Source organism: Cupriavidus sp. 21MJTG02-4 (assembly GCF_057798975.1).
The window spans coordinates 112,085-136,816 of record NZ_JBYOJP010000016.1 but is presented as its reverse complement, the minus strand read 5'-3'; the positions used below and the strand labels follow the sequence as shown (position 1 = coordinate 136,816).

General features: G+C 65.0%; 20 protein-coding genes and 1 tRNA gene. 12 read left to right on the top strand and 9 right to left on the bottom strand.

Annotated elements, in window-relative coordinates; translation table 11 throughout:
* Positions 1-120 precede the first annotated feature (120 nt).
* From AC3FKH_RS26850 to ompR, 5 genes are all read right to left on the bottom strand, one after another.
* Positions 121-642: a carboxymuconolactone decarboxylase family protein gene (locus AC3FKH_RS26850; protein ID WP_488678759.1), complete on the bottom strand. Its 522-nt coding sequence runs from the start codon at positions 640-642 to the stop codon at positions 121-123.
* A 107-nt stretch (positions 643-749) separates the two neighbouring features.
* Positions 750-1,298 carry a peroxiredoxin gene (locus AC3FKH_RS26845; RefSeq protein ID WP_012352655.1) on the bottom strand — a complete coding sequence of 183 codons (549 nt, stop codon included), beginning with the start codon at positions 1,296-1,298 and terminating at the stop codon, positions 750-752.
* Between the two features lie 258 nt (positions 1,299-1,556).
* Positions 1,557-2,855, bottom strand: coding sequence for an MFS transporter (locus AC3FKH_RS26840; protein ID WP_488678758.1), 1,299 nt, complete (start codon positions 2,853-2,855; stop codon positions 1,557-1,559).
* 255 nt (positions 2,856-3,110) lie between these two features.
* Positions 3,111-4,460, bottom strand: coding sequence for an ATP-binding protein (locus AC3FKH_RS26835; protein ID WP_488678757.1), 1,350 nt, complete (start codon positions 4,458-4,460; stop codon positions 3,111-3,113).
* A gap of 22 nt (positions 4,461-4,482) precedes the next feature.
* Positions 4,483-5,205 carry an osmolarity response regulator transcription factor OmpR gene (gene ompR, locus AC3FKH_RS26830; RefSeq protein WP_010810107.1) on the bottom strand — a complete coding sequence of 241 codons (723 nt, stop codon included), beginning with the start codon at positions 5,203-5,205 and terminating at the stop codon, positions 4,483-4,485.
* Between ompR and AC3FKH_RS26825 the strand changes: the two genes are divergently transcribed.
* Both AC3FKH_RS26825 and AC3FKH_RS26820 read left to right on the top strand, forming a co-directional pair.
* Complete coding sequence (locus AC3FKH_RS26825) at positions 5,188-5,499, top strand: hypothetical protein (protein ID WP_488678756.1); 312 nt, start codon at positions 5,188-5,190, stop codon at positions 5,497-5,499. The two genes, ompR and AC3FKH_RS26825, sit on opposite strands and share 18 nt — an antisense overlap.
* On the top strand, positions 5,483-5,836 hold the full coding sequence (locus AC3FKH_RS26820; RefSeq protein ID WP_488678755.1) for a hypothetical protein: 354 nt from the start codon (positions 5,483-5,485) through the stop codon (positions 5,834-5,836). Before AC3FKH_RS26825 ends, AC3FKH_RS26820 begins: the two co-directional genes overlap by 17 nt.
* Before the next feature lie 22 nt (positions 5,837-5,858).
* Here AC3FKH_RS26820 and AC3FKH_RS26815 read toward each other — a convergent pair whose 3' ends face one another.
* The gene (locus AC3FKH_RS26815; protein WP_488678754.1) at positions 5,859-7,124 is read right to left on the bottom strand and encodes a Zn-dependent hydrolase; all 1,266 of its coding nucleotides are present in this window, start codon (positions 7,122-7,124) and stop codon (positions 5,859-5,861) included.
* Between the two features lie 53 nt (positions 7,125-7,177).
* A complete protein-coding gene (gene hpnD, locus AC3FKH_RS26810) occupies positions 7,178-8,014 on the bottom strand; it encodes a presqualene diphosphate synthase HpnD (RefSeq protein WP_488678753.1) in 837 nt (278 codons plus the stop codon).
* Between the two features lie 428 nt (positions 8,015-8,442).
* Between hpnD and AC3FKH_RS26805 the strand changes: the two genes are divergently transcribed.
* Both AC3FKH_RS26805 and AC3FKH_RS26800 read left to right on the top strand, forming a co-directional pair.
* Positions 8,443-9,639 (top strand): efflux RND transporter periplasmic adaptor subunit, encoded by a 1,197-nt coding sequence (locus AC3FKH_RS26805; RefSeq protein ID WP_488678752.1) that lies wholly within the window; start codon positions 8,443-8,445, stop codon positions 9,637-9,639.
* A 9-nt stretch (positions 9,640-9,648) separates the two neighbouring features.
* A complete protein-coding gene (locus AC3FKH_RS26800) occupies positions 9,649-12,759 on the top strand; it encodes an efflux RND transporter permease subunit (RefSeq protein ID WP_488678751.1) in 3,111 nt (1,036 codons plus the stop codon).
* A gap of 6 nt (positions 12,760-12,765) precedes the next feature.
* On the opposite strand, the gene AC3FKH_RS26795 is transcribed toward AC3FKH_RS26800, so the two are convergent.
* Complete coding sequence (locus AC3FKH_RS26795) at positions 12,766-13,221, bottom strand: hypothetical protein (protein ID WP_488678750.1); 456 nt, start codon at positions 13,219-13,221, stop codon at positions 12,766-12,768.
* Positions 13,222-13,539: 318 nt separating this feature from the next.
* Between AC3FKH_RS26795 and AC3FKH_RS26790 the strand changes: the two genes are divergently transcribed.
* The 3 genes from AC3FKH_RS26790 to AC3FKH_RS26780 all read left to right on the top strand — a co-directional run bounded on the left by AC3FKH_RS26790 (position 13,540) and on the right by AC3FKH_RS26780 (position 15,166).
* Positions 13,540-13,626 (top strand) — tRNA-Leu (locus AC3FKH_RS26790).
* A 127-nt stretch (positions 13,627-13,753) separates the two neighbouring features.
* Entirely contained in the window at positions 13,754-14,704 is a 951-nt protein-coding gene (locus tag AC3FKH_RS26785; protein WP_488678749.1) for an SOS response-associated peptidase family protein, read from the top strand.
* Positions 14,705-14,782: 78 nt separating this feature from the next.
* Positions 14,783-15,166, top strand: coding sequence for a VanZ family protein (locus AC3FKH_RS26780; protein ID WP_488678748.1), 384 nt, complete (start codon positions 14,783-14,785; stop codon positions 15,164-15,166).
* Here AC3FKH_RS26780 and AC3FKH_RS26775 read toward each other — a convergent pair.
* On the bottom strand, positions 15,163-16,020 hold the full coding sequence (locus tag AC3FKH_RS26775; protein ID WP_488678747.1) for a 23S rRNA (adenine(2030)-N(6))-methyltransferase RlmJ: 858 nt from the start codon (positions 16,018-16,020) through the stop codon (positions 15,163-15,165). The genes AC3FKH_RS26780 and AC3FKH_RS26775 overlap by 4 nt on opposite strands.
* Positions 16,021-16,135: 115 nt before the next feature.
* On the opposite strand from AC3FKH_RS26775, the gene mnmC reads away from it, so the two are divergent.
* The 5 genes from mnmC to lon all read left to right on the top strand — a co-directional run bounded on the left by mnmC (position 16,136) and on the right by lon (position 24,566).
* A complete protein-coding gene (gene mnmC, locus AC3FKH_RS26770; RefSeq protein ID WP_488678746.1) occupies positions 16,136-18,142 on the top strand; it encodes a bifunctional tRNA (5-methylaminomethyl-2-thiouridine)(34)-methyltransferase MnmC2/FAD-dependent 5-carboxymethylaminomethyl-2-thiouridine(34) oxidoreductase MnmC1 in 2,007 nt (668 codons plus the stop codon).
* Positions 18,143-18,294: 152 nt separating this feature from the next.
* Positions 18,295-19,653, top strand: coding sequence for a trigger factor (tig, locus tag AC3FKH_RS26765; protein WP_488678745.1), 1,359 nt, complete (start codon positions 18,295-18,297; stop codon positions 19,651-19,653).
* Positions 19,654-19,743: 90 nt separating this feature from the next.
* Entirely contained in the window at positions 19,744-20,394 is a 651-nt protein-coding gene (clpP, locus tag AC3FKH_RS26760; RefSeq protein ID WP_211948088.1) for an ATP-dependent Clp endopeptidase proteolytic subunit ClpP, read from the top strand.
* A gap of 226 nt (positions 20,395-20,620) precedes the next feature.
* Complete coding sequence (clpX, locus tag AC3FKH_RS26755) at positions 20,621-21,898, top strand: ATP-dependent Clp protease ATP-binding subunit ClpX (RefSeq protein ID WP_483711237.1); 1,278 nt, start codon at positions 20,621-20,623, stop codon at positions 21,896-21,898.
* A 256-nt stretch (positions 21,899-22,154) separates the two neighbouring features.
* On the top strand, positions 22,155-24,566 hold the full coding sequence (lon, locus tag AC3FKH_RS26750) for an endopeptidase La (RefSeq protein ID WP_483711238.1): 2,412 nt from the start codon (positions 22,155-22,157) through the stop codon (positions 24,564-24,566).
* The last annotated feature ends 166 nt before the right edge of the window (positions 24,567-24,732 follow it).

The window sequence follows — 24,732 nt, the reverse complement described above, 5'->3', positions numbered from 1 at the left end:
CTCGATTGTAGGCCGTCCGCTGCACGAGTGGAGCGGTCAGGGCCGGCAGCGGTTGCACCATGCAAACAGCCGGCCAACTCCCACTGGGAAGCGGCCGGCCGTTGTGGTAACGCGGCTGCCTTACTGGGCGGCGATCACGTTGGCCGCCGCGGCAATCACCGCGGCGATGCGGCCGACGTCGCGCAATTGCTGCGAGGTCATGCCCTGCTCGTTCTTGAGCAGCTGGTAGTGCGACTTCACGCAGAAATGGCACTTGCCGACAATCGAGGCGGCCAGCGCGTACATTTCGAAGCGGCGCTTGTCCACGCCGCCGTGGGTCGCGTACGCGTTCATGCGCAGGCCGGCCGGCTGGCTGGCCAGGTCCGGATCATCCGCCATTTCGATGTACGGATACCAGGTGTTGTTCATGCCCATCAGCGCGGCAGCGGTCAGCGCGCCGTTGACTTCCTCGGCCGACAGCACGTTGGCGTTGCGGATCGCATCCACCAGCACCTTGCTCTGCGCGGCGAACGCGGCGGCCAGCGCCACGCCGACGGCGTCGTTGCCCTCCAGCGAAGAGCGTGCAATGGTGCCGTCCACGTTCAGGCGAATGTCCTTGGCGTAGTCGGGGATGAGATTCTTAATCGTGCTAAGGAATTCCATTTAATTCTCCTATCGATCAGGGCTCAAAAAACCCGCCTGTGCGGGTTTGGGGCGGAGGGGTTTGCCCCTCCGCGGGTCGCCGAGAATTACCGGCAACCTTGCAGCGATTACAGCGTTGCGCCGCCGACGGCACGGTTGCACGGGCACAGCTCGTCCGTTTGCAGACCGTCCAGGATACGCAGCACTTCGTCCGGGTTGCGGCCGACGTTCAGGTTGTTCACCGAAACGTGCTGGATCACGTTGTCCGGGTCGACGATGAAGGTCGCGCGCAGGGCCACGCCGGCGGCGTGGTCGCGCACGCCCAGCTGGTCGATCAGCGAACCGGTCACGTCGGCGAATTGCCACTGGTTCAGCTTGTTCAGGTCCTTGTGCTCGCGGCGCCATGCCAGCTTCACGAATTCGTTGTCGGTCGAGCCGCCCAGCACGATCGCGTCGCGGTCGGCGAAGTCGCCGTTCAGCTTGGCGAAGGCCACGATTTCGGTCGGGCACACGAACGTGAAGTCCTTCGGGTAGAAGTAGATGATCTTCCACTTGCCTTCGAACGACTTTTCGGTGATGTCTTCGAAAGCCGACTGGCCGTTTTCCTCATGGTTGTTGAAACCCGGCTTGACACCAACGACGTGGAAGGCTTCGAGCTTGTCACCAACGGTCTTCATAGACTTTCTCCTGATACGGTTGAAGAGGGAGTGTGCAATGCGATGAACCTGCCACTGGCCGGGGGCCTGAGTGTCGGTGCACCGCGACAAGGCGAGATTATGCGCCTGCCCGCACTACAGGGCTAATTGAAAATCTCAAACAGCCCGATAGGCGCGCGGCATGGCAATCCTAATCGTCGCGCATGACAGCTTGCGAAGCGGGAAGTATGCCACGGCCAGCCCATGCGGGCCGGCGTGGCAAGAAACGGCACAGCGGTATCAGGCGGGGCGCAGGGCCGGCTGGCCGCGCTGGGCGCGGAAGATGATGAGGGTCGCAACCAGGCCGCAGGCGGCGGCGAACATCAGCCACAGGCCCGGTGCGGCCTTGTTGCCGGTGGCATGGATCAGGTACGTGGAAATGGCCGGCGTGAAGCCGCCGAACAGTGCCGTGGCCAGGCTGTACGCGAGCGAGAAGCCCGCGGTGCGCACGGCCGGCGGCATGACTTCGGTCAGCGTGACCACCATCGCGCCGTTATAGCTGCCGTACAGGAAGGACAGCCACAGTTCCACCATCAGCAGGCGCGAGAACGAAGGCTCGGCCACCAGCCACGACACGGCCGGGTAGGCGGTCAGCAACGTGGCGGCGGTAAAGAACACCAGCAGCGGCTTGCGCCCGATCCGGTCGGACACGGCGCCCATCAGCGGCAGCCAGATGAAGTTCGACAGGCCCACGCACATCGTGACGATGAGGTTGTCGACGTCGTCGAGCTTGAGCACCGTCTTGCCGAACGTGGGCGTGTAGGCGGTGATCATGTAGAACGACACCGTGGTCATCACGACCATCATGCAGCCGGCCAGGATGATGCGCCAGTTCTCGGCCATGGAGCGGTAGATCTCGCGCACGGTCGGGCGATGCTTGCGGGTCTTGAATTCCTCGGTCTCTTCGAGCGAACGGCGGATCAGGAACAGGAACGGCACGATCAGGCAGCCGATCACGAACGGCACGCGCCAGCCCCAGTCATCCATTTGCTGCGGCGCCAGCGTGGCGTGCAGGACCACGCCGAGCAGGCCGGCGAAGATCACCGCCACCTGCTGGCTGGCCGATTGCCAGCTCACGTAAAAGCCTTTGCGGCCCGGCTTGGCAATCTCCGACAGGTAGACCGAGACGCCGCCCAGCTCCACGCCGGCCGAGAACCCCTGCAGCAGGCGCCCCGCTAGTACCAGCAATGGTGCGGCCACGCCGATAGAGGCATAGCCCGGCACGCAGGCGATCAGCAGCGTGCCCGCCGCCATCAGCGCCAGCGTGACGATCAGGCCCTTGCGGCGGCCGTGATGGTCGATGTAGGCGCCCAGCACGATGGCGCCCAGCGGGCGCATCAGGAAGCCGGCGCCGAAGGTCGCCAGCGACAGCATCAGCGAGGCGAACTCGTCGCCGCTGGGGAAGAATGTCCTGGCAATGGCGGCGGCATAAAAGCCGTACACCATGAAGTCGTACATTTCCAGGAAGTTGCCGCTGACCACGCGGAACACGGTCTTGAATCCGTGCTGCTGGCCGGAGGTTTGGGAGGTCTCTGACATGGCTGTCTCTCTCGGACGACGCCGGTGGGTTCCGGCGCATGATTGTTCGGTGAGCCAGCCAGGCGTGGGGTAGGAGACAGCAGGCAACGCCATGGCTGGGGTGATGCGTTTGCATCGGCCCTGCTGACCGGCGCCAGTGTGCGCCGCGGCGCTGTCATTGCCCTGTCAAATACCTTACGGATGCCTATCAGCAGCTGTCGAAAACCTGTCAGCGGACAGGCGTATCGCTGCCGGTGTGCGGTGAATGCCGCGTCATCAGGCGCGGCGGAAGCAGGCGCTGACGACCAGGCCGGTATCCGGCGCGGAGCGGTTGGACAGCACCAGCCTGCCGCCGTTGCGCTGCAGGATGCGGTTGACGATCGACATGCCAAGTCCGGCTCCCTTGGCTTCGCTGCGCGCGCTGTCCAGGCGGTAGAACGGCCGCGTCAGCAAGGAAAGCTGCGCCTCCGGCACGCCCTTGCCGTTGTCCGCCACGGTGAGCACGGCGTCCTTGTCGTCGAGCTTCGTCGTGATCTCGACTTCGGCGATGCCGGTTTCGTCGTCCTTGGCATAGCGGCGCGCGTTCTCGACCAGGTTGTCGAGGATGCGCTGGACCTCCATGCGATTGGCCACGGCCATGACCGGCTCGGCCGCGCGCACCGCCACGCGCACATCGTCATGCGCCGCATAGACGCCCACGGCATCGTTGACCAGCGCCGACAGGTCCACGGGCTCGACCATATCGAGGGGCGGCCGTGCGTAGTTCAGGAACTGGCCGATGATGGCGTCCATCTGCTCGATGTCGGTGATCATCGCATCGCGCGTGGCGCTGTCCGCCGGCGACATCTCGGTTTCCAGGCGCAGGCGCGTGAGCGGCGTGCGCAGGTCGTGGGAGATGCCGGCCAGCATCACCGCGCGGTCGTCGTCGAGCTGGCGCAGGTCGCGCACCATCTGGTTGAAGCTATGGTTGGCCACCGCGACTTCACTGGCGCCATGCTCGGGCAAGTAAGGCGGGTCGCCACCCGCGCCGATATCGCGCGCGGCATTGGCCAGGCGCTTGAGCGGATAGTTGACGCGCGCGGTAATGAACGCGGCACCGATGATCGACAGCAGCAGCGCGGCAATACTCCACCACAACCACTGGATGCCGGACACCCGCTCGAACCGTTCGGGGCTGATCGCCACCCAGTAGTCGTCGCCCTCGATCTCGAAGCTGACCCATACACCGGGGATGTCGTTGACGGTGGTGGCCAGCACCGTGTCCTCGCCCAGCCGGCTGCGGATCTCCTGCTGCACCAGCTGCGTCAGGAACGGGTTGGCGGTGGGCGCGGCGAAATCGTCGTCCTTTTCGCGCGGATAGACCTTGATGCCTTCGTTCTGCACCAGGTCGAGCAGCAGGAACCGGCGCCGCGCCGGGTCCGAATAGAGCAGGGCCGCGCGCGTGAGCTTGACCACGCTGACCACCTGCATGGCGATCTGCTGCGCGCGCGGCGCGCGCTCGAACAGCCGGTAGCTCTGGAACCAGATGCCCAGCGAAATGGCCAGCAGAAGCGCGATCAGCATGAAGGTTCGCCAGAACAGCGAACCAAAGAAACGCGTGGCCGTACGGCCAATGACAGTCGCCACGATGGGTGAACGGACGACCGGTCTACTTCACGCCATCGGGAATGAACACATAGCCCAGGCCCCATACCGTCTGGATGAAGCGCGGGTTGCTCGGATCGGGCTCGATCAGCTTGCGCAGGCGCGAGATCTGCACGTCAAGGCTGCGGTCGAACACTTCGTATTCGCGGCCGCGCGCCATTTCCATGAGCTTCTCGCGTGACAGCGGCTGGCGCGGATGGCGGGCAAACACCTTGAGCACGGAGAACTCGCCCGTGGTCAGGGTGATTTCCTCGTCGTTCTTGGTCAGCGTGCGGGTGGCCAGGTTCAGCACGAAATCGCCGAAGGCAAAGGTCTCCGGCGTTTCCGACGGCGCGCCAGGTACTTCGGCGGGCCCCTTGCGGCGCAGCACGGCGTGGATGCGCGCAATCAGCTCGCGCGGGTTGAACGGCTTCGGCAGGTAGTCGTCGGCGCCCATTTCCAGGCCGACGATGCGGTCGACATCCTCGCCCTTGGCGGTCAGCATGATGATCGGCGTCTGGTCGTTGGCGCCACGCAGCCGGCGGCAGATGGACAGCCCGTCTTCGCCTGGCATCATCAGGTCAAGCACCAGGAGGTCGAAGCGCTCGCGCAGCCAGAGCTTGTTCATGGCGGTGGCATTCTCCGCCACCAGTACCGTAAAACCCTGTTCGCCCAGATAGCGGCGCAGCAGATCGCGCAGGCGCGGGTCGTCGTCCACGACGAGAATCTTGTGGCTGGTATTTTCCATGGCGGTATCTTAGCGACTATCGCTTTCGCTCAAAATGGCTTAACAAAACGTTACATACTTTACCCTGTGATATGGCAGCGTGCACGAACCATGCCATTACACTGCCATACCGTCTTTCGTGCCCTGCATCATTATCCGGTTGACGCGGGTATTGCCACCGGATTATCTGCGGTCAGCCGCAAATTGCATTGCGGCGTTTGCGCGGACGGGGTACCGAATTTTCCGGCTTCGAGCAGTCCGACGGCTGCAAATCCCGAAGCCAAAAACGCCATTATCGATGAAAGTGAACCGTAACCGGCATGGGCTGACCTTGCACGGCGCCGTCGGCGCCTGTCTGGTGCTCGCCGGTACGGCGCTGTGGCTGGGCGCGGCGCCTCAGCCGGCCCACGCCCAGTCGGCCGGCATGGCCAACCTGCTGCAGGGCCATGAGCGCCCATCCACCCACGCCAGCGACCCGGGGGCCAGCCAGCGCGAGGCGCGCACCCGCGCCGAACGCCATCGCGCCGAGCAGCGCGAGGCCGAGCGCAGCAGCCACCAGGGCCGCTCCGGCTCCAGCCTGTCGCCGGACGAGCGCCGCAAGCTGCGCCAGAACCTCTACGACCTCGGCCGCGAAATGTACCAGGGCGGCTGACGCCTCCCGGGGCTTCGCGCGCTCAGTCCTGCGGCTGGAAGTGGCGCAGGAAATCCACGAACACCTCGGCGGCAAGCTGCGCATCTTCAGCGGTGATGGTCTCCAGCGGGTTGTGGCTTATGCCGCCGTTCCCGCAACGCACGAACAGCATGGCGACGTCGGTGATGCGCTGCATCATCATCGCATCATGGCCCGCGCCAGAGGGCAGTTCGAAGGCAGGCAGGCCGCGCTTGCGCAGCACTGCGCCGAACTGGTCCATCAGCCAGCGCGCGCACGGCGCGTTCTGCACCGGCCTGACCCGATCCACGTGGGCGGACAAACCGCGCCGCGCGGCGATCTGCCGGATGCCGGCGACGATGTCGGCAATGGCGGCCTCGCGAATGCCATCCTCTCCCGCGCGGATGTCCATCGAGAAGGTACAGGCCGCCGGAATGACATTGCTCGATCCGTCGGGTATCTGCAGCTGGCCGACCGTACCGACCAGTGTTGGCGCCGCGCTGCATCGCGTTTCGACCAGCAGGATCATTTCGGCGGCGCCTGCGGCGGCGTCGCGGCGCATCCCCATCGGCGTCGTGCCGGCATGGCTGGCCTGCCCCTCGATCCGCACCTGGAAGCGGCTGCTTCCGGCGATCTGGGTCACGACGCCGAGCGCCAGGCCCTTGTCCAGCAGGACCGGCCCCTGTTCGATATGGACTTCGACAAAGCCGAGCAAGGCGGCCGAATCCACGGCGGCGGCCTGCAGTGCCGCGGGTTCGCCATGGCCCGGCAGGCCGGAGGTCGCGAGCGCTTCGCGCATCGTCACGCCGTCGGCATCCGTCCTGGCCAGCAGCGCCGGATCGAAGCGCCCGGCGAGCACGCTGCTGGCCAGGAAACTCGTCTTGAAGCGCAGGCCTTCCTCTTCGGCGAAGCCGACGACGTCGAGATGGTAAGGCAGGCGGATGCCTGCCGCGTGGAGCGCGCCGACCACCGCGATCGGAAGCAGGATGCCCAGGCGCCCGTCATAGCGGCCGCCATTGCGCACGGTGTCGAAGTGCGAGCCGGTCATCAGCACGCGCGCGTCGCCGCCGGCAGCGGGGTCGGCGGCATACCGGCCGATCACGTTGCCGATGGCATCGATGCGCACCTGCATGCCGGCCGCCTCCATCCACTGTGCCAGCAGGGCCTGGGCGGATCGGTGGGCGGGCGTGAGGAATGCGCAGGTAAGCCCGCCCTCCAGGTCGGAGAACTGTGCGAGCGCGTCGGCGCGATCTAGGATGCTCTGTCCGAGCGGGTGCAGGTTACGGGTCATGGCTTCGGTGCCGTGTGGGGCGATACTTTTGGACGAATGTGCGGCGAGTCGATCTAGCTATTGCGCAGCCATGTCTTCCAGGCGATCCACAGCTTGCGAAGCGGGGTCAGCGCGATGCGCTGGTTCAGCACCTGGAAGTCGCTGCGTTCGATTTCGTCGAGCAAGGCATGGTAAATGGCCCCCATCAGCAGGCCGGCGCGCTGGGCGCGGCGGTCCTCGCGCGGCAGCAGTTCCAGCGCTTCGCGGTACAGGGTGCGCGCGCGTCCGGCGTGGTACTGCATCAGCGCGACAAAGCGCTCGGAATGCTTGCCCTGCAAGATCTCGGAAGCTGGCACCTGGAATCGCTGCAGCGTATCCACCGGCAGGTAGATGCGGCCACGGCGCGCGTCCTCGCCGACGTCGCGCAGGATGTTGACCAGTTGCAGCGACAGCCCCAGCTTTTCGGCGAACACGAGCGTACGCGCCTCGGAGTATCCGAACAGCCGCGCGCTGAGCGTGCCGACCACGCCGGCCACGCAGTGGCAATAGCGGTTCAGGCCGGTTTCGTCGAGATAGCGCGTCTGGGTCAGGTCCATTTCCATGCCGTCCAGGACCTCGGACATTTCGGCGTGCGGCAGGCCGGCGGCCTTGACGTGAGGCTGCAGCGCCTGCGTCACGGGGTGGGTCGGTTCGCCCTCGAAGAGTCGGCGAAGTTCACCGCGCCACCAGTCGAGTTGCTGGTGAGCCAGTGCGGGGTCGTGGGTGTCGTCGACCACATCGTCGACTTCGCGGCACCAGGCATACAGCGCCGTAATGGCGCGACGGCGTTCCGCGGGCAGGAACAGGAAACTGTAATAGAAGCTGGAGCCGCTCTGGGCGACCTTCTCTTGGCAATACTGATCGGGCGTCACGCCGGTCTCGGTCTGATGAGGTAGGGGGAGGCGGGCGGGGCTGGCCTGATGCCAACGCCGCGGTCCGATGGGCGCCCGATGGCATGCGGCACGGGTTGTTGGTGTCCCCGCCTGCTGGCGTCGTTGGCGCCAGCGGAGCGCCGGATTGTAGCATTGCGTTATCACCGACCCGGTAGCTCCCAGGATGGGCAAGTCGCCGCTCAGTGCGTACGCATTTCACGCTGTTCATCCGTTTGGAGGAAAGCTTCGGTAGCCATTCCGGCTGTTTCGTCGCAGGCCGTTTGACGCACCTGAGGGGGCTCGCTATATTGCTGACCGGCCAGTTATTTAATTGCCGGCGTTCCTCCATAGCTTATAGTTTGTGTGCTATGGGGCGCTCAGGCCGGCGGCGCCAGCCTTTCCCACGTTGTCCGATTCGCTGCTTATCCATGCCAGTGCATTGCCAAATGCCGGAAGTTGCGGCCGTTCGTTCCCAGATTGCTCCTTGCTTCTCATTCAGGCCCCGGCTGGTCCGGCTGGGCGTTGTCGTCCTGTTCGGCGTGGCCTTCGCGCTGGCCGGCTGCGGCAAGAAGAGCGAGCCGGCGCCGGAAGTTCGCCCGGTGCGGTTGCAGCAACTGAGCCAGCACACGGGCAAGACCGCATTCGAGTTCTCGGGCGATGTCAGGCCACGCATCGAATCACGGCTGGGCTTCCGTGTGGGCGGCAAGATCGCGGCGCGGCTGGTCGACGTCGGCGCCATGGTGCGCAAGGGCCAGCCGCTGGCCCGGCTGGATCCGACCGACCTGTCGCTGGCCGAAGCCGGCTCGCGCGCCCAGTACGAGGCGGCCCGCACGGACCGCGACCTGGCCGCTTCCGACCTCAAGCGCTACAACGAACTCTTCGCCAAGGGCTTTATCAGCGCCGCCGAGCAGCATCGGCGCCAGGCAACCTTCGATGCCGCCGAATCCCGCGTCAAGCAGGCCTCGGCGGGATTGCGCAGCCAGGCCAACCAGACCGCCTATGCCGTGCTGCTGGCCGATGCCGACGGCGTGGTGACCGCGGTGGACGCGGAGGTCGGCCAGGTCATCACGCCCGGCCAGCCGGTGATCCGCGTGGCACAGACCGCCGAAAAGGAAGTGGCCATCGGGCTGCCGGAAGACGAGGTCGACCTGTTGCGCGGCACGACCGAGGTGACGGTGCGCACGTGGGCCGACCCCGGCCGCGCGCTGCCCGCACGCGTGCGCGAGATCGCGGCCGCCGCGGATCCCGTGACCCGCACCTACGCCACGCGCGTTTCGGTGCCCAACCCGCCGGCCGACCTCAAGCTCGGCATGACCGCCGTCGTGACGTTCGTGCGCACCGGCGCAACGCCCGCGGTACGCGTGCCGCTGACCGCGCTGCTGCAGGAGCAGGGCCGCAACCAGGTCTGGATCTATGACCCGGCCGCCGGCACGGTCCGGCCGGTCCAGGTGACGCTGGGTGACCCGGTAGGCAACGAAATCGAAGTCCGCCAGGGTCTGGCCCCGGGGCAGACCATCGTCACGGCTGGCGTGCACCTGCTCAAGCCGGGGCAGAAGGTCAGGCCGATGCAGACTGTCGCGCCGGCCTCGGCGCCCGGGGCCGCTTCGGCGCCGCAGCACGGTTGAGGCCGGGGCATGGATCATTCCCGCTTCAACCTGTCGCGCTGGGCCCTGGAACACCAGCCGCTGACGCGCTATTTGCTGGTGGTGTTGCTGCTGGCCGGCATGCTGGCATTTTTCCGCCTGGGCCAGGACGAAGACCCGCCGTTCACCTTCCGCGTGATGGTGGTGCAGGCGTTCTGGCCCGGCGCTACCGCCGAGCAGATCGCGGTGCAGGTCACCGACAAGATCGAGCGACAACTGCAGGAAGTGCCGTACGCCGACAAGATCCGCAGTTTTTCCAAGCCGGGCGAGACCACGGTCATCTTCCAGCTCAAGGACACGTCTCCGGCCAAGGAGACGCCGCAGATCTGGTACACCGTGCGCAAGAAGATCGGCGACATCGCGCAAACACTGCCAGCCGGCGTGCGCGGGCCGTACTTCAATGACGAGTTCGGCGACGTGTACGGCAGCATCTACGCACTGTCGGCCGATGGCTTCAACTACAAGGAACTGCGCGAGTATGCCGACCTGGTGCGCCAGGAACTGCTGCGCGTGCCCGCCGTGGCCAAGGTCTCGCTGCTCGGCCTGCAGGACGAGAAGATCTACATCGAGTTCAACCAGGCACGGTTCGCCCAGCTCGGGCTCGACATCAATGCCATTGCCGACCAGATCACGCAGCAGAACAACCTGAACGGCAGCGGCGTGCTGGTCACGCCGACCGACAATCTGCAGGTGCGCGTGACGGGGCAGTTCGCCAGCGTGTCGGATCTCGAGAACCTGGTGCTGCGGGGACCGAACGGCATCGCCAATATCCGCCTGGGCGACATTGCGCATGTGTACCGCGGTTATGTCGATCCGCCGCAGAGCACCATGCGCTACAACGGCAAGAATGTCATCGGGCTCGGTATCTCGATGGCGAAGGGCGGCGACATCATCGAGCTGGGCAAGAACCTGCGCGGTGCGTTCGAACGCCTGCGCGGCCAGTTGCCGGTCGGCATCGAGATGGACCAGGTGCAGGACCAGCCGCAGGCCGTCAAGCGCTCGGTGGGCGAGTTCGTGCATGTGCTGATCGAGGCCGTGGTCATCGTGCTCGGCGTCAGCTTTGTCTCGCTGGGCCTGCATACGCGGCCGCTGCGGCTCGATGTGCGCCCCGGCCTGGTGGTGGCACTGACCATCCCGCTGGTGCTCGCGGTGACGTTCCTGTTCATGAACATCTTTGGCATCGGCCTGCACAAGATATCGCTGGGCGCGCTGATCGTGGCGCTGGGCTTGCTCGTCGATGACGCCATCATTGCCGTGGAGATGATGGTGCGCAAGCTGGAGGAAGGGCTGTCGAAGATGGAGGCCGCGACCTTCGCCTACACCTCCACGGCCATGCCGATGCTGACCGGGACGCTGATCACGGCTGCCGGGTTCCTGCCGGTCGGCCTGGCGAAATCCACGGTCGGCGAATACACCTTCGCCATCTTCGCCGTGACCGCTCTGGCCCTGGTGCTGTCATGGCTGGCGGCCGTCTACTTCACGCCTTACCTGGGCTACCTGCTGCTCAAGTCGCGGCCGGGAGGTGGCGAGCACCACGAGGTTTTCGATACGCCGTTCTACACGGGCTTCCGGCGCCTGGTGGACTGGTGCGTGACCTGGCGCAAGACCGTTATCGCGATCACCCTGGTGACGTTCGCGCTGGGCCTGTACGCATTCAAGTTCGTCGAAAAGCAGTTTTTCCCGGACTCGAGCCGGCCCGAACTGATGGTCGAGCTGTGGATGCCGGAAGGCACCAGCTTTGCCCAGATGGAATCCGAAGCCAAGCGCTTCGAAGCCGCCATGCGCCAGGACCGCGACGTGCAGAGCCTGACCACCTTTGTCGGCAGCGGCACGCCGCGCTTCTACCTGCCGCTGGACCAGATCTTCCCGCAAAGCAACGTGGCGCAGGTGATCGTGATGCCGGTCAGCGCCGAAGCGCGCGATGCGCTGCGCCAGCGCGTGATCGCGGTGCTGAACAGTCAGTTCTCGCAGTTGCGCGGGCGTGTCAAGCTGCTGCCCAACGGGCCGCCGGTGGCGTACCCGGTGCAGTTCCGCGTGATTGGCCCCGACGCCGCCGGCGTGCGCCAGCTCGCCGACCAGGTCAAGGCGCTGATGCGCGCGAACGCGAACACGGTCGGCGTGAACGACAACTGGAATGAGAGCGTCAAGATGCTGCGCCTGGAGATCGACCAGGACAAGGCCCGTGCGCTGGGCGTGACCACCAGCTCGATCGCGCGCGTCATGCAGACGGTGCTGACTGGCATTCCGGTGGGTCAGTATCGCGACGGCGACAAGCTGATCGACATCATGATGCGCACGCCGCGCAACGAGCGCGACGCCATGTCCGACCTCGGCAATATCCAGGTGCCGACCAACACCGGCCGCGTCGTGCCGCTCACGCAGGTGGCGCGGCTGTCGCTGCGCTCCGAGCCCGGCGTGATCTGGCGCGAGAATCGCGACTTCGGCGTGACCGTGCAGGCCGATGTGGTGGACGGCATCCAGGGCCCCACCGTGACCGCGCAGATCGATCCGCTGCTCAACAAGCTGCGCGATCAGCTGCCGCCGGGCTATCGCATTACGGTGGCCGGTGCCGAGGAAGAGAGCGGCAAGGCGGGTGCATCGATCGCGGCGCAGTTGCCGCTGTGCATCTTCCTGATCTTCACGCTGCTCATGCTCCAGCTGCACAGCTTCTCGCGCACGCTGATGGTATTCCTGACCGGCCCGCTCGGGCTGATCGGGGCCGCCGCCACGCTGCTGTTGCTGCGTGCGCCGATGGGCTTCGTGGCGCAGCTGGGCATCACGGCGCTGCTGGGCATGATCATCCGCAACTCGGTGATCCTGGTGGACCAGATCGAACAGGACATCAAGGCCGGCGTGCCGGCGTGGAACGCCATTGTCGAAGCGGCGGTGCGGCGCTGCCGCCCGATCATCCTGACCGCCGCAGCCGCTGTGCTGGCCATGATCCCGCTGTCGCGCTCGCTGTTCTGGGGACCGATGGCCGTGGCCATCATGGGCGGGCTGATCATCGCCACGGTGCTGACGCTGCTGTTCCTGCCGGCGTTGTATGCGGCATGGTTCCGGGTTGCGAAGCCGGAGGCGGGGGCCGGGCCGGTGACGGTTTGAGGCCGACTAATTGCAGAGCGTGCCCGGAACAGGCTTGCCCGAATTCGTCATACCCTGGCAGGCATCGCCAATGATCAGCGTCGTGTCGCCGGCACTGCCCGGGGCCAGCTTCAGCTTGCCGGCAACCGTGCAGCAGCCACGCGGCGCAGGCACAGACATTGGTGCAGGCGCTGGTGCGGCAACCTGTGCTGCAACGGGGGCTGCAACGGGGGCTGCAACTGGCGGAGCAACGGGAGTCGCCACGGGAGCCGGCGTTGCCGGTGCGGTGATCCTGGTTGGGGATGGAGTGGCCTTGGGCGCGGTGGCGTCCGCCTGATCATCCGCATCAGGGGACACGCATTGGCCCTGCTGGCAAATCCGTTCACCTTTGCATTGCATGTCGTACTGACAACCAGCAGCCCTTACCGTCGATGACCATGCAAGCGCCATCGAGGCTGCCAACAGCAAGGCACGTAATTTCATATCCCCTCCGTGCGGGGCGGAAGCGCTCCGCACATTGCGATGCTCTGCAAGCATGCGTTGCGCGTCCCACAACTTCAGCATAGATGGCGGACCACCATCGCGAAAGGCGACGCACATGAGGGCTTGCACTATGTCATCGGGGCAGGGGTGGATTCCCCCCGGCGCTTGCGCTACAATCCGCTGCTTCGTTGCACAGCCGGCGCGCAAGCGCGGCAAGCGGGCGATGCGAGAAGGCGGGCAGTTCCAGCCGCCTTTTTTGCTTTCGCGCGCCATGGCTGCAACGTGCATCGTGGCCACCGTCCGGCGGCCGCAAGGACCGCGAGGGTGGCGAAATTGGTAGACGCACCAGGTTTAGGTCCTGACGCCAGCAATGGTGTAGGGGTTCGAGTCCCCTCCCTCGCACCAATCCCTTCTTTTCAAGTGGCGAAAGGCTGACTTCCCGGCCTGCCGCAGCACTCGCCCGCCTTTCCCGGCACCTCGGCTTAGAATGATCCTGCTCCGCCCGCCCGGCGTCACGCGAAAGGACATTGCCATGTGCTATTCCTCCCAGATTCAAGCCGAGTTCCGCAGGTTCGAGCGCGAATACGGCGCGTCGATCAGCATGGAGCGCTTCGTGGAACTGTTCTGGCAGCAGCGCCGCAGCGGCGGCTGGCAGCGAATCCCCAAGGCGCTGCGCATGGCGTTTGCCGAGGCAGGCGCGGACGCTTCGCTTGTCGAGGGCGGCGACCGGGAGCAGGCCAACCGGTTCGAGTCGGAGATCTTCCAGCAGCGCACGCGTCTGGCGGAGGCGGAGCGTGCGCTGGCCGCGCGCCCGACCAAGAAGGCCGAGACTGACCGGCGCATTTCGACGGACAAGATCACCCGTGCCCAACAGAACCTTGCGGATCTGCAACGACCGGCGCTGACCGAGCAGGATTACCGCCTCTTTCCGGGCTACTACGCGCCCGTGATCATCGCGCAGGGCGATCATCGGGTGGTGGTGCCGATGCGCTACCAATGCCGCCTGCCTGGCTGGACGGAAGCCGACGAACGCAAGCGTCCCGGCACCTACAATGCGCGCCGCGACAACCTTGAGCGCGTCTGGCGCCCGTTGTTCGGGCATCGCCACGGCGTGGCGGTGATGACCGCGTTCTACGAGCACGTGCCGCGTCACAAGGCGGAACGTCGCGCGCTGCGGCCGGGCGAGGCGGAGGAGAGCGTCATCCTGGCATTCCATCCGCGCCCGCCGCAGGACATGCTGGTGGCGTGCCTGTGGTCGGTGAGTCCTGGCGAGGAGGCTGGGCAGGACCTGTACTCGTTCGCCGCCATTACCGACGAGCCGCCGCCGGAAGTGGCCGCCGCCGGACACGACCGCTGCATCATTCCTATCCGTCCCGAGCATCTCGACGCGTGGCTTGACCCCGATGCCTCGGACCTGGCTGCGATGCATGCCATCCTGGACGATCGCCAACCGCTATTCTTCGACTGCAAGCTGGCCGCCTAGCGTGCTGGCATCCACCGATGCGCGGCAAGCCAGGCGAGCCGTTAGTATGCGGAATCGTCGAGATCACTACGCCACCCCATGAGCCCCAACCCCGCTTTTCGGCTGTCGCCGCGCATCTGGCGCCTGCTGTTCTGGCTGTGTCTGTTCGCCGTGCTGGTGCTGGCGCTGATGCCGCCCACGCAGCCGATGCCGACTACGGGCTGGGACAAGGCCAACCACGTGCTGGCCTTCCTGGTGCTCGGTGGGCTAGGCCGGCGGGCTTATGGGCGCCAGCGTACGGCGGTGCTGCTGGCGCTGGTGGGATATGGCGTCCTGATCGAATTGCTCCAGGGCATGACGACGTACCGCGACGCGGATCCGGCGGACGTGCTGGCTGATTCGATCGGTCTGCTGGCTGCCCTGGCGCTGGATTGGCTTCTCGCCTGGGCTGGTCGGTTGCGTACCGGCGCTTCCCGCGGTTAGCCTTCTTCCGCTTCGAGCACGAAGCTGGCGCCATTGTCCTGTGCTAGCAGTTCCTTGAGTACCGGCATGGCCTGCTGCAACGATTCCTTGAGCCGCCATGGCGGGTTGACGATGAACATGCCGCTGCCATGCAGGCCGAGTCCGCCGGCGACGGGATGCTTGACGGTCAGGCTGACGTGGAGCCAGCTCTTGAGCGGCAGGTTCTTCAACTGCACCGGAAGCTGGATCGATTCCCGGCGCTGGACCTGCGGGTACCAGACGGCGTAGACGCCGGTCGCGAAGCGTTGCAGCCCGTCCCGGACGGTCTGCAACGTGCGCGCGTAGTCTTGCTTGTCTTCATAGGAGGGGTCGATCAGCACCAGCGCGCGCCGCGGGGGCGGCGGCAGGATCGCGTTGATGCCGCCAAAGCCGTCACCGTCGTAGAGCATGACCTTGCGGCCGGCGCCGCGGAAGTTGTCGCGCAGCACCTGGATCTCCGTGCTGTGCAGTTCGAACAGGCGCAGGCGGTCCTGGTCGCGCAGCATCTGCCAGGCGAGCCAGGGCGAGCCCGGATAGTGGCGAAGCTGCCCGTCCGGATTCAGTGCGCGCACCTGGTCCAGATACGCGTCCAGCATGGGCGGCAGCGAGGTGCCGCTGGCGGCGGCGCGCCACAGCGGCGCGATGCCGGTCTCGAACTCGGACTTCTTCTGCGCGTAGGCATGATCCAGCGCATACAGGCCGGCGCCCGCGTGGGTGTCGATATACCAGAACGACTTGTCTTTCTGCGTCAGGTGCTCGAGCAGCTGCACCACGACGGCGTGCTTGAGGACATCGGCATGGTTGCCGGCATGGAAGGCGTGACGATAGGACAGCATGGCGGATCAGCGCGGGGCGGCGGCCGGGACGGCCGTGCCGGATTCAGGACGGGGCGCTATGCTACCATCCGCCGCGAGTCGCCCCCTGGCTCTCTTTCCTGCTTCTGTCCTGTCTATGCCGCGCGCACTCGAGCCCGCCGAGCCTGTCCTGTCTGCCGAAGGCACCCCTTATTCCCCGCGCAACGACGACGTCCACCACAGTGCGGAAGGCGGCCTCGCGCGGGCGCATCATGTCTTCCTTGCCGGCAACGCGCTGCCACAGGCCTGGGCCGGGCGGGAGCAATTCGTCATCATCGAGACCAGCTTCGGACAAGGGCTGAACTTCCTGGCAACGTGGCAGGCCTGGCGCCAGGATCCCCAGCGCTGCGCCCGCTTGCATTTCGTCTCAATCGAGAAGCATCCGTTCACCCGCCACGGGCTGGCACAACTGCACGCCGGGCTGGATGACGTGCAGCCGCTCTCCGCCCAGCTTCAGGCTGCGTGGCCCGATGCGCTGCCGGGTATGCACCGGCTTGCTTTCGAAGATGGCGGCGTGATCCTTACGCTGGCGCTTGGCGATATCGAGACGCTGCTGCCCAGGCTGGTAGCCGGCGCAGATGCGTTCTATCTGGACGGCGTTGCCCCGGCGCGCAATGCGGATATGTGGTCGCCCAAGGTGGTCCGCGGACTGGCGCGCCTGGCGCGGCCGGGTGCCACGCTTGCGGCGCATGCGGCGGAGGGCTTCGTGCATCGGGCACTCCAGGAAGTCGGGTTCGAGGCGCGCCTGGCGCCGGGATCCGGCGACAAGCCGGACATGACCGTTGCCACGTTCCGTCCGGCATGGAAAGTCAGGCGGCATGCGCCGGCCGCTGCCGCAGACTGGAAGGACCGGCATGCCATCGTGATCGGCGCGGGGCTGGCGGGCTGCGCCATGACGGAACGGCTGGCCTCGCGCGGTTGGCGGGTGACGCTGCTGGACGCCCACGACGGCCCGGCCAGGCAGACATCATCCCATCGCGCGGCCGCCATGCACGCGCACATATCGGCCGACGACAGCCTGTTGTCCCGCTTGTCGCGCGCGGGCAACCAGTACGCGCTGCGTGCCTGGGCAGCGCTCGCTGCTGCCGGCCATCCGGTTGGCTGGCATGGATGCGGGGTGCTCCAGATCGGGGAGAACGAAGCGGAAGCCGAAGCGCAGCGTGCGGCGCTGGAAGCGCTCGGTTTGCCCGAGTCCTTCGTGCGCTGGATGACGCCCGCGGAAGCGGCGGCGCATCACCGTGCCGGCGTGGCGCGCGGAGGACTCTGGTTCGCCCAGGGTGGCTGGGTCGCGCCGCCGGATATCTGCAACGCGCAACTGCGCCGCGCGGGCGACGCCGTCCATGCGAGGTTCGGCGTGCGCGTGGATCGCGTCCGCAGGCAAGACGGGGTGTGGGAGGCCGTCGGGCACAACGGCGTAATCCTGGCATCGGCCCCCGTCATGGTCCTGGCCAATGCCCACGAAGCGCCACGGCTTGTACCGATGCGGCAGCAGGTAGTGCGTCGTGTTCGGGGGCAGCTCACGACGCTACCGCAGGAGCAGGTTGGTGCCCTCGGGCAATGGCCCGACTGCGTGGTGACTGGGGCAGGGTACCTGTTGCCGGTGGCAGAAGATGGCCGTGGCCGGGTCGGTTCCAGCTATGAGGCGGATGAAGGGCCACTGGTCGCGCGGGCGCACGTCCACGCAGAGAATCTGGATCGGCTGGCCGGGTTGCTGCCCGGGGCCTCCGCGGAAATCCGACGGCTGGACGTCAGCGGGATGGAGGGGTATGTCGGCGTGCGTACCGTTTCGCACAACCGGCTGCCATTGATCGGTCCGATGTCGGATGAGGCAGCGGCCGCAGCCTCGGCATCGGCATTGCGCGGAGGGCACTTGCGCGATATTCCACGCCTGCCTGGGCTTTACGCCGCACTTGCATATGGCTCGCGCGGCCTCACATGGGCCGCATTGGGTGCGGAACTCCTGGTCAGCCAGATCGAGGGCGAGCCCCTTCCGCTGGAAGCCGACCTGGCCGATGCCGTGGATCCGGCGCGCTTGCTCCTTCGCGCGCTGCGCCATGGGCAAGTCATCGGTGCGCAAGAGCATTCTGGCGATACCTCAGGGTAAAAACTGCCGGAACCGGACGGAAACCGTGCGATAATGCTCGTTTTCCGTTCGCGCGGAGCTTGCTATTCGCGGGCACGCGCCAGTGCCGGACTGGCCGGCGCACAAGCGATTGCGCTACGAACACAACTACATTTCTGGATTGGATCACGACCATGTCGAACGTCATTGAAAACCTCGGCAAGCTGGACCGCAAGGTGACCCTGGCCATTCCCAAGGCCGAAGTCGAAAAGGAAAAGCAGGAGCGCCTGGTTCGCCTGTCGAAGACCGTGAAGATGTCGGGCTTCCGTCCGGGCAAGGTGCCGATGAAGATGGTCGAGAAGCAATACGGCCAGCAAGTCGAATTCGAAGTCCGCTTCGACAAGGCTGCCCGCAAGTTCTTCGACATCACGAAGGAGCAGGACGTCAAGGTTGCCGGTCAGCCGAAGTTCGAGATCAAGACCGATGGCGTGGGCGCGGACGAAGTCGCGTTCGACGCAACCTTCGAGGTGTACCCGGAAGTCAAGCTGGGTGACCTGACGGGCGCGGAAGTGACCCGCACCAAGACCGAGATCAGCGACGCCGAAATCGACAAGACCATCGACATCCTGCGCAAGCAGCGCGTGCACTACCACGTGCGCGGCGAAGCCGGCGAGCACGGCGACGGTGGCGGCGACGTGACTGCGCAGAACGGCGACCGCGTGACGCTGGACTTCGTCGGCAAGATCGAAGACGTGGAATTCCCCGGCGGCAAGGCCGAAGACTTCCCGTTCGTGCTCGGTGAAGGCCGCATGCTGCCCGAGTTCGAGGCCGCCACGCTGGGCCTGAAGGTCGGCGAAAGCAAGAGCTTCCCGCTGTCGTTCCCGGCCGACTATCACGGCAAGGACGTGGCCGGCAAGACCGCCGAGTTCACGGTCACGCTGAAGAAGATCGAGTGGGCCCACCTGCCGGAAGTGAACGATGCGTTTGCCAAGTCGCTGGGCATCGCCGATGGCAGCGTCGAGAAGATGCGTGCCGACATCCGCGAAAACCTCGAGCGCGAAGTGAAGCGCCGCACGCACGCCATGCTGAAGGACCAGGTCATGGATGCGCTGCTGAAGGTGAGCGAGCTGGACGTGCCCAAGGCCCTGATCGAGCAAGACCAGGAGCGCCTGGTGGAAATGGCCCGCCGCGACCTCGAGCAGCGTGGCATGCCGAACGCCAAGGACATGCCGATTCCGGCCGAGATGTTCGCGCAGCAAGCCGAGCGCCGCGTCAAGCTGGGCCTGATTCTGGCCGAGATCGTCAAGGCCCACGGCCTGGAAGCCAAGGCTGACCAGATCAAGGCCGAGATCGAAGACTTCGCCAAGAGCTACGAAGACCCGAAGGAAGTCATGCGCTGGTACTACGGCGACCAGCAGCGCCTGGCCGAGATGGAAGCCTACGTGCTCGAAAACAACGTGGTAAATTTCGTGTGCGACAAGGCCAAGGTCACCGACAAGTCGGTGTCCTTCGAGGAACTGACCGCCGAAGGCAACGCACAGCAGCAAGCCTGAGGTCAGGCATGATTCGCAGCCCCCGCGCCATGGTGCGGGGATGTGAAGCCCGACGTTCCTTGCCATCCAACGATACCCTGGAGAACTTGCATGACCCGCAATGATTTGCTGGACCGTCTCGCCACCACGCAGGCTTCGGCGCTGGAAACCCAGGGTCTGGGGCTGGTGCCGATGGTCGTCGAGCAGTCCGGCCGGGGCGAGCGTGCCTACGACATCTACTCGCGCCTGCTGAAGGAGCGCGTGGTGTTCCTGGTTGGCGAGGTCAATGACCAGACCGCCAACCTGGTGGTGGCGCAGTTGCTGTTCCTGGAAAGCGAAAACCCGGACAAGGATATTTCGCTGTACATCAACTCGCCGGGGGGTTCGGTCTCGGCCGGTCTGGCGATCTACGACACCATGCAGTTCGTCAAGCCCGATGTCCAGACGCTTTGCATGGGCATGGCGGCGAGCATGGGCGCGTTCCTGCTGGCGGCCGGTGCCAAGGGCAAGCGCTCCGCGCTGCCGAACTCGCGGATCATGATCCACCAGCCGCTGGGCGGCGCGCGTGGCCAGGCTTCCGATATCGAGATCCAGGCACGCGAGATCCTGTACCTGCGCGAGCGCCTGAACAGCATCCTGTCCGAAGTGACCGGCCAGCCGGTCGAGAAGATTGCGCGCGATACCGATCGCGACAATTTCATGAGCGGCGACCAGGCTGTGGACTACGGCCTGATCGACAAGGTCATTGCCCGCCGCGGCTGATGCTGCGCGCCGCTGCGGCAAGGTGGTACGCGGCGGCACGTTGGCTGGCCGAAACGGCACAGGCTACAACGGAACGAGGCCTTGTGCCTCGTTTTTTGCGTTTGCCCCACATGCCGGGGTAACCCCTGCCGGCTGGGCAAATTGTTTTGGCGTATGATGCGTCAGAAGCGTACGCCTGCGGCACCCCCCGTGTCGCAGTGCGCGCACTGCTAAGTGACTGATTCCTATGGCGGAAAAAAAAGGTTCATCCAGCGAAAAGCTTCTCTACTGCTCCTTCTGCGGCAAGAGCCAGCATGAGGTGAAGAAGCTGATCGCCGGCCCGTCGGTGTTCATCTGCGACGAATGCATCGACCTGTGCAACGAAATCATCCGAGACGAAGCCACCGCGACCGAAAAGGATGCGACCGCGGCCACGCGCTCGGACCTGCCGACGCCACATGAGATCCGGGTTAGCCTGGACCAGTATGTGATCGGCCAGGAACAGGCCAAGAAGATCCTGGCCGTGGCGGTGTACAACCACTACAAGCGCCTGAAGCACCTCGGCAAGAAAGACGATGTCGAACTGTCGAAGAGCAACATCCTGCTCATCGGTCCGACTGGTTCCGGCAAGACGCTGCTCGCCCAGACGCTGGCCCGACTGCTGAACGTGCCGTTCGTGATTGCGGACGCCACCACGCTGACGGAAGCCGGCTATGTCGGCGAGGATGTCGAGAACATCATCCAGAAGCTGCTGCAGAACTGCAATTACGAGGTCGAGAAGGCACAGCGCGGTATCGTCTACATCGACGAAATCGACAAGATCTCGCGCAAGTCGGACAACCCTTCGATCACGCGCGACGTGTCGGGCGAGGGTGTCCAGCAGGCACTGCTCAAGCTGATCGAGGGCACGATGGCCTCGGTGCCGCCCCAGGGTGGCCGCAAGCATCCGAACCAGGACTTCCTGCAAGTCGACACCACGAACATTCTGTTCATCTGCGGTGGCGCATTCGACGGCCTGGAGAAGGTCATCATGCAGCGCTCGGACAAGACCGGCATCGGTTTTGCTGCCCAGGTCCAGAGCAAGGAAGAGCGCGATGTCAGTGAAGTGCTGCCGCAGACCGAGCCCGAAGACCTGATCAAATTCGGCCTGATTCCGGAACTGATCGGCCGCCTGCCGGTGGTCGCCACGCTGGCCAAGCTGGATGAGGCCGCGCTGCTGCAGATCCTGGTCGAGCCCAAGAACGCGCTGGTCAAGCAGTACCAGAAGTTGCTGGCGATGGAAGGCGTCGAGCTGGAAATCCGCCCGGGGGCGCTATCCGCCATTGCGCGCAAGGCAATTCGCCGCAAGACGGGTGCGCGTGGCCTGCGTTCGATCCTGGAGCAGTCGCTGATGGATGTCATGTACGACCTGCCCAACTACAAAGGCGTGCAGAAAGTGGTCATCGATGAAAGCACCATCAACGGAGATGCACCTCCGCTGCTGATGTACGAGGAACAGCAGCCGAAGGTGTCAGGTTCCAACTGACGCGAGCGCTGTCCGGGGTGAAGTGGTCAGGAGCCCACGACAGCCAGCCAGCAAGGCCGTTCGCGTAGAAGCGAGCGGCTTTTTTTGTTTATTTCAACCGACGAAGAGGAGGAAACGCGGGTATGCTGTTCCAGATGGGCCTGCAAGTGCAGGATGCGACATCAGCCTGTCAATCCGAATCGGTTTCGTCAGCGGTATCTTGTAATCGATTTGGGCGGCCCAATTTACGCCTTAAATGACTGACTTGGGGAAAATGATGTCCGGAACACAACTCCTCCCGGCCGAGCCGATTCGCCTCCCACTGTTGCCGCTGCGCGACGTGGTGGTGTTTCCGCACATGGTGATCCCGTTGTTCGTGGGACGCCCGAAGTCCATCAAGGCGCTTGAGACTGCGATGGAGTCGGGCAAGAGCATCATGCTCGTGGCGCAGAAGACTGCTGCCAAAGACGAACCGACCGCCGACGACCTGTATGAAGTCGGCTGCATCGCCAATATCCTGCAAATGCTGAAGCTGCCGGACGGCACCGTGAAGGTGCTGGTCGAAGGCACGCAGCGCGCAAATATCCGCGAGGTCAGCGAGGACGAGTCGCACTTCATGTGCGAAGCCGTCCCCGTGCCGCCCGAGCCGGTTGAGAGCGCCGAGACCGAGGCCCTGCGCCGCGCGATCGTGTCGCAGTTCGACCAATACGTAAAGCTCAACAAGAAGATCCCGCCCGAGATCCTGACTTCGCTGTCGGGCATCGACGAGGCAGGGCGCCTGGCCGATACCATCGCCGCGCACCTGCCGATCAAGCTCGAGCAGAAGCAGAAGATCCTGGAGATGGTCAATGTGACCGAGCGCCTGGAAAGCCTGCTGTCGCAGCTCGAGGGCGAGATCGACATCCTGCAGGTGGAAAAGCGCATCCGCGGCCGCGTCAAGCGCCAGATGGAGAAGAGCCAGCGCGAGTACTACCTGAACGAGCAGGTCAAGGCGATCCAGAAGGAACTGGGCGAGGGCGAGGAAGGCGCCGACCTGGAAGAACTCGACAAGCGCATCAAGGCTGCGCGCATGCCGAAGGAAGCAAAGAAGAAGGCCGACGCCGAATTCAAGAAGCTCAAGCTGATGTCGCCGATGTCGGCGGAAGCCACCGTCGTGCGCAACTACATCGACACGCTGGTGAACCTGCCGTGGCGCAAGAAGAGCAAGGTCAACAACGACCTGGCCAACGCCGAACGCGTGCTCGATGAAGACCACTATGGTCTCGAGAAGGTCAAGGAACGCATCCTCGAGTATCTTGCCGTGCAACAGCGCGTGGACAAGGTCAAGGCGCCGATCCTGTGCCTGGTCGGACCTCCGGGCGTGGGCAAGACCTCGCTCGGCCAGTCGGTGGCGCGCGCGACGAACCGCAAGTTCGTGCGCATGGCGCTGGGTGGCGTGCGTGACGAGGCCGAGATCCGCGGTCACCGCCGTACCTACATCGGTTCGATGCCGGGCAAGATCCTGCAGAGCCTGTCGAAGGTCGGCGTGCGCAATCCGCTCTTCCTGCTCGACGAGATCGACAAGATGGGCCAGGATTTCCGCGGCGATCCGTCGTCGGCGCTGCTCGAGGTGCTGGACCCGGAACAGAACCACACGTTCCAGGACCACTACATCGAAGTCGACTTCGATCTGTCCGACGTGATGTTCGTGGCGACGTCGAACTCGCTGAACATCCCGCCGCCGCTGCTCGACCGTATGGAAGTGATCCGCCTGTCGGGTTACACCGAGGAAGAGAAGCTCAATATCGCCACGCGCTACCTGTTGCCGAAGCAGATCAAGAACAACGGTCTGAAGGCTGGCGAGATCGAGGTGACCGATGCGGCGATCCGCGACATCATCCGCTACTACACGCGGGAAGCCGGTGTCCGTTCGCTCGAGCGCGAGGTGTCCAAGATCGCCCGCAAGGCGGTCAAGCTGCTGTTGCTGAAGAAGGAGTCGGGCACGATCAAGGTCGATTCGGACAACCTCGACAAGTTCCTGGGCGTGCGCAAGTACGACTTTGGCCTGGCCGGCAAGGAAAACCAGGTTGGTCAGGTGACCGGTCTGGCATGGACCGAAGTGGGCGGCGATCTGCTGACCATCGAAGCCGCCATCATGCCGGGCAAGGGCAACATCACCCGCACCGGTTCGCTGGGCGATGTGATGAAGGAATCGGTCGAGGCCGCACGTTCGGTGGTGCGTTCGCGGGCGCGTCGCCTGGGCATTGCGGATGAGATGTTCGAGAAGCGCGACATCCACATCCACGTGCCCGAAGGCGCCACGCCCAAGGACGGTCCGTCGGCTGGCGGCGCCATGACGACCGCGCTGGTGTCGGTGCTGACCGGCATTCCGGTGCGTGCCGATGTGGCGATGACCGGCGAGATCACGCTGCGAGGCGAGGTGCTGCCGATCGGTGGCCTCAAGGAAAAGCTGCTGGCTGCCCACCGCGGTGGTATCAAGCTGGTGCTGATCCCCGAGGAAAACGTCAAGGACCTCGCAGAGATTCCTGACAACGTGAAGAACGCCATCGAGATCGTACCGGTTCGCTGGATCGACAAGGTGCTGGAGCTGGCACTCGAGCGCAAGCCCGAGCCGCTGGCCGAGGAAGATGCCAAGCCGGCGGACGTGTCGGACAAGGCAACGGCCAAGGTCGAGATGATCCACCACTGATCCGGTTGCTGCACAGAGGACGAAACGCCGCGGAGTCACATCCGCGGCGTTTTTCTTTATTCCGGGCAGGCCGTATTCTTGTATTTACGCTTCAAAGATTATTGCCATCAGTGCTTGGCAAATCGAAAACTCTCGTATTACAATCGCGGCCTCGCAACGCAAACAG